The sequence below is a fragment of the Peribacillus sp. P4_C12 genome (assembly GCF_056402095.1).
The window spans coordinates 1-9,358 of record NZ_JBFUIB010000117.1 but is presented as its reverse complement, the minus strand read 5'-3'; the positions used below and the strand labels follow the sequence as shown (position 1 = coordinate 9,358).

Genomic DNA, 9,358 nt, shown 5'->3' with positions numbered 1-9,358 from the left:
GTATTAGCCTATACATGACCTTATGGAGTGAGTTAGAGGAAAATCGGCTCTGGTCGGAAGCTTCCTCACATTATCAATTAATGAATACAATTGGCCTTAAATTAGGCGATATCTACGAAGCACGCCTTTTGCTTGAGGGAATCGGACTGCTGAATGTGTATAAGAAATCGAAAGAAGATACGAAGGAATTTATTTACGAATTAAATTCGCCGCTGTCCCCTCAACAGTTTTTCACTGATGGTATGCTGAATATATACTTATACAAAAAAATTGGCAAAGTACAATTTAACCGGTTAAAGAGATTCTTTTGCGATGATCACATTTTAACGGATCAGTATGAAAGTGTGACAAAATCTTTTGCAGAGGTGTTTTCATCAGATCATTTGGACTCCTTATATGTAACAGATGAAGCGAAAAACGAATGGAAACCTTTGCCCGAACAGCAATATATCAATCGAGCGGATGGAGTCGAGCCATCGGGATTTGACGGCTTATTTGATTTTGACCTTTTGTTAGCCGGAATAAAATCATCAATCGTGCCGAAAAAGGCCTTTACTCCGAAAATAAAAAGTACGATTGCCAAACTTGCCTTTTTATATGGCATTGATCCGCTTGAAATGCAAAAACTAGTTATGGATGCCGTTTCATTGGATGATGAGATCGATGAGGAAATATTAAGAAAGGCGGCAAGGGACTGGTACCAAATCGAGCGACAGGCCGATATGCCTTCCCTTGTCAATCGCGTGCAGCCGATACGTGAACGAACACAAAAAGAAGAACCGAAAACGCAGGAACAAGAGCTAATCCGTCATTTGGAGACGATTTCCCCGCGCGACCGGCTAATGCAGTTGTCAGGCGGTGCAGAGCCATCCAGCGGTGATTTGAAAGTGGTAGAAGGTGTGATGATCAACCAAAAGCTAAATCCGGGGGTCGTCAATGTCTTAATTGAATATGTTATGCTCAAAACAGATATGAAATTCACAAAGGGCTATGTGGAAAAACTGGCGGGCCATTGGGCACGTCTGAAGGTGTCTACTGTCATCGAAGCGATGGAACTAGCTAAAAATGAGCACCGGAAATATCAGGATTGGGCTCAAGGAAGCAGAAACGTTGCAAAAGGCGGCCGGAAAAAGACGATTCGGGAAGAAGTGGTTCCCGAATGGCTTGAGAAAAAAGAAGAAACACAGCAGGAGCAGAAAGTGGATCAGCCTGAATTAGATGAACAGAAACGCGAGCTTCAGGAGAAATGGAAGCAGTGGAAAGCTGGAGGTGAAATGAACGATGGAAAAGATTAATAGTTCCCTTAATAAATTGGCTAATACAAACCAATTTCAGGAGCGTTATGAAAAGTTAAAACAGGAAATTTTTGAAGACGAACAGGTGCGGCTATTTTTGAATGCCAATAGTTCGACTGTTACGAAGGAAATGATTGATAAAAACTTAGGGAAGCTTTATGAATTTACTTCGCAAAGTAATAAGTGTGATAAATGTCCAAGTTTGGATGGCTGTATCAATATGATGCATGGCTATTATCCCAAACTGGTTGTTCAAGGGAAGGCCCTTAATTTGAATTATGAAATCTGTCCGCGGAAATTGGCAGAGGATGAAAAGCGAAAACGCGAAAAATTGATTCGCAGTCTTTATGTGCCAAAGGATATTTTAAAGGCTACGATTGAAGACTTTTCACAAACGGATGATGAAAACAAACGTATAGGTGTTTTAGGTAAAGCGATGTCATTCATTATGGAGTATGAGCCGGGTAAAAGACAAAAAGGATTATATATTTATGGGAAGTTCGGCGTTGGCAAGACTTATCTATTGGGGGCAATTGCCAATGAACTCGCTGAAAGGCAAATATCCTCACTAATCGTCTATGTACCGGACTACTTAAGAGAACTAAAGGGCTCGATTGGCGATAATACCGTCAATGAGAAAATTGAAATGGTTAAAACAGCACCTGTTCTTATGCTGGATGATATCGGAGCCGAGTCTATGACAAGCTGGGGACGCGATGAAGTCTTTGGGCCAATTTTGCAATTTAGGATGCTGGAAAACCTGCCTACGTTTTTCACTTCGAATTTTGACATGAATGGCCTTGAAAATCACTTAACCTTTTCACAGCGCGGTGAGAAGGAAGAAGTGAAAGCGGCCAGAGTATTGGAAAGAATTCAATATTTAGCAGAACCGGTCAAGCTTGATGGAATAAATCGGAGAAGATAGTGGAAAGTGGTCTCTTATTAGAGGTCACTTTTTTCTATTACAAGCCTTATCCTACTTCTAAACAAGTCCCTATCCCCATATACATGAAAAAAGAAGCAAGGGGGAAGGGGGGATGTCGTAGTGCAAATTTCGTTTCAAAATGATTCAGAGGCATTAAAATTACTGAATTTAGTTTCTGTCCATCCGTTAGGGGCAGAATTTCAACCATACATTCGATTTCTTCCACAACAAGGTATGTATGTGGATATGACAGAGTCAGTAGGTGATAAATGGCTAATCCTGCTCAGTGAAGTATTTCATTCTTTTTTGTTGGAAGAAAAGATGCTTCCTGTGATTGAACAAATCATAATTAGTAAATTTTTCTATAGAGAACGAGAAGAAATTGAAGCGATTACCGAAATTGCATCATCGATTATTGAAGGAGAAAGAGCTAGGTGTCAAGGGATGTTATTCAGTACGGAAAAAAAATTGATTGAGGAAGGGCTTCAAAGCATTTTGGCGGGGAAGGTGTCTTTTTCATTCGATTCTTTTACGACTTTCCGTTTAAAATCATTTCAGCATACGTTGGAAAAGTATGTGGTCAAGGCGATTGATGAATATAAGTTGGAACAGGACTATCAAAATTTTATTGCTACGCTCCGTGATTGCCTGCATGGGCAGGAATCGAAATTACCAAAGCTTCATCTTGTCAATCGAGACGGTTTTCAATTCTATGATCAGGAATTCAGCAAGCTTGACCGTCCAAAAATCAATAGTATGATTGACAGGCGGCTCCTTGCCAAAAGTTCACTTTTTCTCGATACGGTGATACTTGCCCCGCTGTTATCGATTGCTCCGGAAAACTTGTACATCTATACCGATGACAAGGAAGAAGGCCTGATTCAAACAATGGCGCGGATTTTCGAGGAGCGGGCGACTGTCCTGCCGCTTTCAGCATTTTCGAAGGCGTTTGAATAATCTTTTTTGGGGATAATGAACAAAACAGAAAATTAACCTTGATTTTCACCGTATAACAAATTATAATTTCCTACATACTATTAAAAACAAAAGTTATGATGAGGACACGGGTATTCTAGTCGCCGATTTTCAGAGAGGGGAGCCAAAAGGCTGTAAGCTTCCTATTCGCATAGATCACTTACCACCTTTAAACTTCGGCTCGGAAAGCAATTAGATTGCGACTATGAGTTGACGGGAAGCTGCCGTTACCAAGTTACAAGTGTCATTTTGCCGTGAAAAGCAAGGTGAAACGAGGGTGGAACCGCGGGTTAATGATTATGATTATTAAGCTCGTCCCTGTTTTATACAGGGGCGGGCTTTTTGTGTTGTAATTAGATTTCTCGCTCGGATGCCTATAACTGAAAACAGATTGTTCTAAAAATAAGAAGGAGTGAAACTGAATGTCTGAATTACTGAAAATATCATTTCCTGACGGAGCGGTGAAGGAGTTTGCTAAAGGTACTACTACTGAAGACATTGCTGCATCCATCAGCCCTGGTTTAAGAAAAAAATCCATTGCTGGAAAGTTCAATGGTGAATTATATGATTTGAAACGTCCAATTGAAGAAGACGGTACAATTGAAATCGTCACACAAGATGCAGCAGATGCGCTTGAAGTGCTTCGCCACAGTACAGCTCATTTGATGGCACAAGCGATCAAACGTCTTTACAAAAATGCTAAATTCGGTGTCGGCCCTGTCATCGAAGGCGGTTTTTACTACGATATGGATCTAGAGGAATCATTAACACCTGAAGATCTTCCTTTGATTGAAAAAGAAATGAAGAAAATCGTTAATGAAAACTTGGAAATTGCTCGCATCGAAGTAAGTCGTGACGAAGCCATATCTCGTTTCAAAGAAATTGGTGACGAGTATAAATTGGAATTGATCGATGCTATTCCTGCTGATCAGCAAGTAACAATCTATGAGCAAGGTGAATTCTTTGACCTTTGTCGCGGAATCCACGTTCCATCTACTGGGAAAATTAAAGAATTCAAGCTATTAAGCGTCGCCGGTGCATACTGGAGAGGCGATAGCAAAAACAAAATGCTTCAACGTATATACGGAACTGCTTTCTTTAAGAAAGAAGAACTATCCGAACACCTACGTTTCCTAGAAGAAGCTAAAGAACGTGACCACCGTAAAATCGGAAAAGAATTGAACCTGTTCATGAGCTCACAGAAAGTTGGGCAAGGTCTCCCAATGTGGTTACCAAAGGGTGCGACAATTCGCCGCACAATTGAACGATATATCGTTGACAAGGAAGAACGTTTGGGCTATGACCACGTATACACACCTGTAATGGGAAGCGTTGACCTTTATAAAACATCTGGACACTGGGATCATTACCAGGATGATATGTTCCCAGTCATGGAGATGGAAAACGAACAGATGGTCCTGCGTCCGATGAACTGTCCGCATCACATGATGGTATATAAAAACGGCATCCACAGCTACCGCGAGCTACCAATCCGGATTGCTGAGCTTGGCTTGATGCACCGCTATGAAATGTCAGGCGCTCTTTCTGGTCTACAGCGTGTACGTGGGATGACATTGAATGATGCTCACATTTTCGTCCGTCCAGATCAAATTAAAGAAGAGTTCAAACGTGTTGTGAACTTGGTTCTGGAAGTATATAAAGATTTCGATATTAAGGATTATTCATTCCGTCTGTCTTACCGTGATCCGCAGGATAAAGAAAAGTATTTTGATGATGACGCCATGTGGGAAAAAGCACAAAGCATGCTGAAAAGCGCGATGGATGAACTTGGACTAGATTATTTTGAAGCAGAAGGTGAAGCAGCATTCTACGGTCCGAAGCTTGACGTTCAAGTACGTACAGCTTTAGGAAAAGATGAAACTCTTTCAACTGTTCAACTTGATTTCTTGCTTCCTGAACGTTTTGATCTTAACTATGTCGGTGAAGACGGCAAGCAGCACCGTCCGGTCGTTATCCATCGCGGAGTTGTTTCCACAATGGAACGTTTCGTTGCCTACTTAATCGAAGAATACAAGGGGGCATTCCCAACTTGGCTGGCACCTATCCAAGCACAAGTGATTCCGGTCTCACCAGAAGTTCATTTGGATTATGCCAAAGAAGTGCAAGAAAAACTTAAAGCAGAAGGCATCCGTGTTGATTTGGATACACGTGACGAGAAAATTGGTTATAAAATCCGTGAAGCGCAAATGCAGAAAATCCCGTACATGCTGGTTGTTGGTGACAATGAAGCCCAAGAAGGCAGTGTGAACGTACGTAAATACGGTGAACAAAAATCAGAAACAGTCGCGTTTGAAGACTTTGTTTCAGCGATTAAAGCAGAAGTAAGTCGTTAACATCAAAAGAGAGACACATATTGTTGTGTCTCTCTTTTGCATAATGCATGATTAATAACAACAGCATGTGAAAGTATAGTCAACAATGAAAAGGAGTGGTCAGCATGAATAAGAAATTTTCCTATCTATTCGGGCCAACATTTCTTGTCGTCATCATCTTATTGTTACTGGATGGTTATCGACAATATGCTATTGTCCCGGTCCTGTTGTTTTGGATAGTTCTATTTGCGTGGGATGCTATTGAGAAAAAGAAAAAGAAAAAGGCAAAAGAAAACCCGTAACATTTGAAGACTCTAGTTAATAGATCCAAGATGTAATTCAGCTAATTACCCAAAAAAATATTTATATGAGGGAGTGGGGAGAAATGGAGATACGGAAGGCTACAAGGCAAGATGCGGGAAAATTGGCAGCTCTGTTCAATCATGTTGAAGATTCCGGGTTCATGTTGTACAATCCGGGTGAAAGAAAAGCAACGGAGAACAAATTGGAGAGGCAAATCGAGCAAATTGAAAATAACCCCCGCTCCATTTTCCTCGTTGCAGCAAGCGGCCACGACTTGATAGGATATCTCATATTATTGGGCAATGAACTTAGCAGAACAAAGCATTCTGCCAAAATTGTCATCGGCATATCCGAACAAGAGAGAGGAAAAGGAGTCGGAACGAAGCTGTTTCAAAAAATGGAGGAGCAGGCACTGGCATATGAAATCCGGCGCCTTGAATTGACCGTTATTGCTAACAACGAACCAGCACTTTCCCTTTATAAAAAGATGGGTTTTGTACTAGAAGGAACGAAACGGGACTCATTATTTTTCGATGAAATGTATCATGACGAATACTATTTGTCTAAATTTCTTTAAAAAAACGTATTGTCAAATAACAAAATGTCTGATAAGATTAATTCTGTTGTGAAAAACGAATAAATTAGCATTTGACAAGTCATCAGTGTTTATGATATATTTCTAAAGTGAATTGAATACGTGTTTGAGGAAAAGAAGAAGCACCCGCTTCTCACCTGGTTGACGCAAACGATGCAGTTAACAGGTCATGATTTGATTATTTGGATCTTTCTGAATTAGTCTATCAGTGTGGGTGCAGCATGCATCCACACTTTTTTATTATGATTATATCCTGTAAGCGAGTTGTGAGCGTGACCGAATTGATTCAAATATTCGTATTCGCCAATATCTTTGGAGGTGGCTAACTATTAGTAAAGACGCGATGGTAAACGAGGGCATCCGAGCCCGTGAAGTTCGTCTTATTGACCAAAACGGAGAACAACTTGGAATTAAAACGAAACTCGAAGCATTGGAAATTGCCGCTCGTGTAAATCTTGATCTAGTTTTAGTTGCTGCAAATGCAAAGCCTCCGGTAGCCCGGATTATGGACTACGGAAAACACCGCTTCGAGCAGCAAAAGAAAGACAAGGAAGCACGTAAAAATCAAAAAGTTATCAGTCTTAAAGAGGTTCGTTTGAGCCCGACGATTGAAGAACATGATTTCAATACTAAGCTTCGCAACGGTATTAAATTCCTTGAAAAAGGCGATAAAGTAAAAGCTTCTATCCGTTTCAAAGGACGTGCTATTACACATAAGGAAATTGGTCAACGTGTACTCGTTCGTTTTTCTGAAGCATGTAAAGAAGTGGCTACAATCGAGCAACATCCAAAAATGGACGGACGCAGCATGTTCATTATCTTAGCACCAAAAGCCGAAAAGTAATTGTAAAGTAATTTGTAATGAGGAGGAATACCTTATGCCTAAAATGAAAACTCACCGCGGATCTGCTAAACGTTTCAAAAAGACTGGATCCGGCAAACTTAAGCGTTCTAACGCTTACACAAGCCATTTATTTGCTAACAAATCTACTAAGCAAAAGCGTAAGCTTCGCAAAGCTAGCCTTGTAAGCAAAGGTGACTTCAAACGTATTCGTCATATGCTAGACAATATTAAATAAGTTCGATTTATCGAGTTAAATAGGAGGGAAATAACATGCCACGTGTAAAAGGCGGTACTGTTACTCGCAAACGTCGTAAAAAGGTAATAAAATTAGCTAAAGGTTACTATGGCGCGAAACATATTCTTTTCAAAGTAGCTAACCAACAAGTAATGAAGTCAGGAAACTATGCTTTCCGTGACCGTCGTCAGAAAAAACGTGATTTCCGCAAACTTTGGATTACTCGTATCAACGCTGCAGCTCGCATCAACGGTCTTTCTTATAGCCGTTTAATGCATGGCTTAAAGCTTGCTGGTATCGAAGTAAACCGCAAAATGCTTGCTGATCTTGCTGTTGCTGACGAACAAGCTTTTGCTCAATTAGCAACTGCTGCTAAACAACAATTAGACAAATAAGTCTGACTGATATCAGCCACTCTCTTTTTCAAGAGGGTGGCTTTTTACATATTTAAAGGGGGAGAGAGGAATGCAAGGAGTTTGGATCATTCTTGCCTTTATGTTTATCATTAACATCGTAGGCTTTGTCATAATGGGAGTCGACAAAAAGAGAGCACGCAATGGGAAGTATCGTATCAGCGAAAAGACACTCTGGTTTTGGGCAGTCATAGGTGGGGGAACTGGGAGCTTTCTTGGAATGAAACATTTCCATCATAAAACGAAGCATACCTCCTTTAAGTGGGGACTGCCGGTTTTGATGGTCATCCAAATAGGGTTACTTATCAAGATCTTAATTCGATAGTCATATGTAGCTCGTTTAGTGTATATGCTTGTAGAAGCAGCAAAGAGTAGCTGGGGGGAAAACATGAATGATAAACTGACACTTGTGATGAGCTACGTTCAATCCGGCAGCGTGTTTGCGCCATTAATCTTTATTACCTTTCATTTATTACGGCAATTTTTATTCATTCCTGTTATCGTGGTTTGCATGGCTGGTGGTGTTTTATTCGGTGCAGCATTAGGAACTATCTATTCCATAATCGGTTTGACGTTGTCCAGTATGGCCTTTTATTTTGTAATAGGTAAATTTCCGAAAACGAAGGATAAGCTTCTACGACTTAAAAATAAGCTGTTTGGAAACCGAAAGCTTAACAGCCGACAAATTGCGGTGCTGAGGCTTATTCCGTTTATACACTTTTATTTATTGTCGCTTTGCTTGCTGGAATCCAATAAAGGGTTGAAAAACTATTTTTATTTATCCTTCATGACGAATATCCCTGTAGCCTTCGTATATACAGTGTTTGGCCATTATATTGCAGATTTCAGCCCGACATTAATCGTCATTATTTTATTATCATTAACCTTATTGCTTTATTTATTAAGAGAAAAGCAGACGGTCGTTCCCTGGAAAGAATTTTTCCGCTCACATGATAAATAAAGGGCCTTGAGTGCAATTTCCTCAAGGCTCTTAAGTACGCAGTTGTAACACCACTCGATATGTTTTAGTTATCCAAAAATTCCTTTACAGGGCTTTTCCAATCAATCAAGGCATCCGGATATTGTTTTTTTATGGATGCTTCGATTTTTAAAAAGTCATTGCGCTTCAAACCTTTCAAATCGGCTATTTTCTTAGGCCAAATGAAGATGGAGATAACCTCGAAGGAGCGTTCCGTCGTTCCTAAATACTTTTCCCCTTCAAACATGACCCCATTGTACGTCAATAAAAAATTCTTGTGTATATTCTTTGTATCATCGAGCAGAAAGAACTTTTTCTGTTCATGTGCCAGCTCTAATTTTCGTTTTGGATTAAATAGATATTTGATAGTCGTATATATTAAGAAGATGATGAGAGCCAAAATAAAGAACCGCAATATTAACACCATGTAGCTACCTCCCTAAACAGAGTGATTCCTTTCA

General features: G+C 40.2%; 12 protein-coding genes and 1 other annotated feature. Of the genes, 11 read left to right on the top strand and 1 reads right to left on the bottom strand.

Annotation, left to right across the window (positions count from 1 at the left end; translation table 11 throughout):
* The 11 genes from AC1DUW_RS15145 to AC1DUW_RS15095 form a co-directional block, all read left to right on the top strand.
* A partial coding sequence (locus tag AC1DUW_RS15145; RefSeq protein ID WP_477642873.1) for a replication initiation and membrane attachment family protein occupies window positions 1-1,295 on the top strand: 1,295 nt, incomplete at its 5' end.
* Entirely contained in the window at window positions 1,282-2,220 is a 939-nt protein-coding gene (gene dnaI / locus AC1DUW_RS15140; RefSeq protein ID WP_477642872.1) for a primosomal protein DnaI, read from the top strand. The genes AC1DUW_RS15145 and dnaI, both read left to right, overlap by 14 nt.
* A 120-nt stretch (window positions 2,221-2,340) precedes the next feature.
* Window positions 2,341-3,177 carry a sporulation protein YtxC gene (gene ytxC / locus AC1DUW_RS15135; RefSeq protein WP_053347255.1) on the top strand — a complete coding sequence of 279 codons (837 nt, stop codon included), beginning with the start codon at window positions 2,341-2,343 and terminating at the stop codon, window positions 3,175-3,177.
* A 440-nt stretch (window positions 3,178-3,617) separates the two neighbouring features.
* Entirely contained in the window at window positions 3,618-5,549 is a 1,932-nt protein-coding gene (gene thrS, locus AC1DUW_RS15130) for a threonine--tRNA ligase (protein WP_056529270.1), read from the top strand.
* 104 nt (window positions 5,550-5,653) lie between these two features.
* Window positions 5,654-5,830: a hypothetical protein gene (locus tag AC1DUW_RS15125; RefSeq protein WP_477642871.1), complete on the top strand. Its 177-nt coding sequence runs from the start codon at window positions 5,654-5,656 to the stop codon at window positions 5,828-5,830.
* An 83-nt stretch (window positions 5,831-5,913) separates the two neighbouring features.
* Complete coding sequence (locus AC1DUW_RS15120) at window positions 5,914-6,408, top strand: GNAT family N-acetyltransferase (protein ID WP_053347253.1); 495 nt, start codon at window positions 5,914-5,916, stop codon at window positions 6,406-6,408.
* Window positions 6,409-6,534: 126 nt separating this feature from the next.
* Window positions 6,535-6,671 (top strand) — a sequence feature (ribosomal protein L20 leader region).
* 98 nt (window positions 6,672-6,769) lie between these two features.
* Entirely contained in the window at window positions 6,770-7,270 is a 501-nt protein-coding gene (infC, locus tag AC1DUW_RS15115) for a translation initiation factor IF-3 (protein ID WP_053347252.1), read from the top strand.
* A gap of 34 nt (window positions 7,271-7,304) precedes the next feature.
* Window positions 7,305-7,505 (top strand): 50S ribosomal protein L35, encoded by a 201-nt coding sequence (gene rpmI / locus AC1DUW_RS15110; RefSeq protein ID WP_034309070.1) that lies wholly within the window; start codon window positions 7,305-7,307, stop codon window positions 7,503-7,505.
* Between the two features lie 35 nt (window positions 7,506-7,540).
* Window positions 7,541-7,900, top strand: a complete 360-nt coding sequence (gene rplT / locus AC1DUW_RS15105) for a 50S ribosomal protein L20 (protein WP_034309067.1) — start codon at window positions 7,541-7,543, stop codon at window positions 7,898-7,900.
* Window positions 7,901-7,970: 70 nt separating this feature from the next.
* The gene (locus AC1DUW_RS15100; protein WP_477642870.1) at window positions 7,971-8,243 is read left to right on the top strand and encodes a DUF1294 domain-containing protein; all 273 of its coding nucleotides are present in this window, start codon (window positions 7,971-7,973) and stop codon (window positions 8,241-8,243) included.
* 63 nt (window positions 8,244-8,306) lie between these two features.
* Window positions 8,307-8,879 carry a TVP38/TMEM64 family protein gene (locus AC1DUW_RS15095; protein WP_477642869.1) on the top strand — a complete coding sequence of 191 codons (573 nt, stop codon included), beginning with the start codon at window positions 8,307-8,309 and terminating at the stop codon, window positions 8,877-8,879.
* A 64-nt stretch (window positions 8,880-8,943) separates the two neighbouring features.
* Here AC1DUW_RS15095 and AC1DUW_RS15090 read toward each other — a convergent pair whose 3' ends face one another.
* Window positions 8,944-9,324, bottom strand: coding sequence for a hypothetical protein (locus AC1DUW_RS15090; RefSeq protein WP_053347249.1), 381 nt, complete (start codon window positions 9,322-9,324; stop codon window positions 8,944-8,946).
* Window positions 9,325-9,358 lie beyond the last annotated feature (34 nt).

Bases quoted from the DNA above. Each gene is read 5' to 3' on its own strand.
- rpmI (WP_034309070.1), top strand. From the start codon at position 7,305: ATGCCTAAAATGAAAACTCACCGCGGATCTGCTAAACGTTTCAAAAAG.
- AC1DUW_RS15120 (WP_053347253.1), top strand. From the start codon at position 5,914: ATGGAGATACGGAAGGCTACAAGGCAAGATGCGGGAAAATTGGCAGCT.
- thrS (WP_056529270.1), top strand. From the start codon at position 3,618: ATGTCTGAATTACTGAAAATATCATTTCCTGACGGAGCGGTGAAGGAG.
- dnaI (WP_477642872.1), top strand. From the start codon at position 1,282: ATGGAAAAGATTAATAGTTCCCTTAATAAATTGGCTAATACAAACCAA.
- infC (WP_053347252.1), top strand. From the start codon at position 6,770: ATGGTAAACGAGGGCATCCGAGCCCGTGAAGTTCGTCTTATTGACCAA.
- AC1DUW_RS15090 (WP_053347249.1), bottom strand. From the start codon at position 9,324: ATGGTGTTAATATTGCGGTTCTTTATTTTGGCTCTCATCATCTTCTTA.
- AC1DUW_RS15125 (WP_477642871.1), top strand. From the start codon at position 5,654: ATGAATAAGAAATTTTCCTATCTATTCGGGCCAACATTTCTTGTCGTC.
- rplT (WP_034309067.1), top strand. From the start codon at position 7,541: ATGCCACGTGTAAAAGGCGGTACTGTTACTCGCAAACGTCGTAAAAAG.
- AC1DUW_RS15100 (WP_477642870.1), top strand. From the start codon at position 7,971: ATGCAAGGAGTTTGGATCATTCTTGCCTTTATGTTTATCATTAACATC.
- AC1DUW_RS15095 (WP_477642869.1), top strand. From the start codon at position 8,307: ATGAATGATAAACTGACACTTGTGATGAGCTACGTTCAATCCGGCAGC.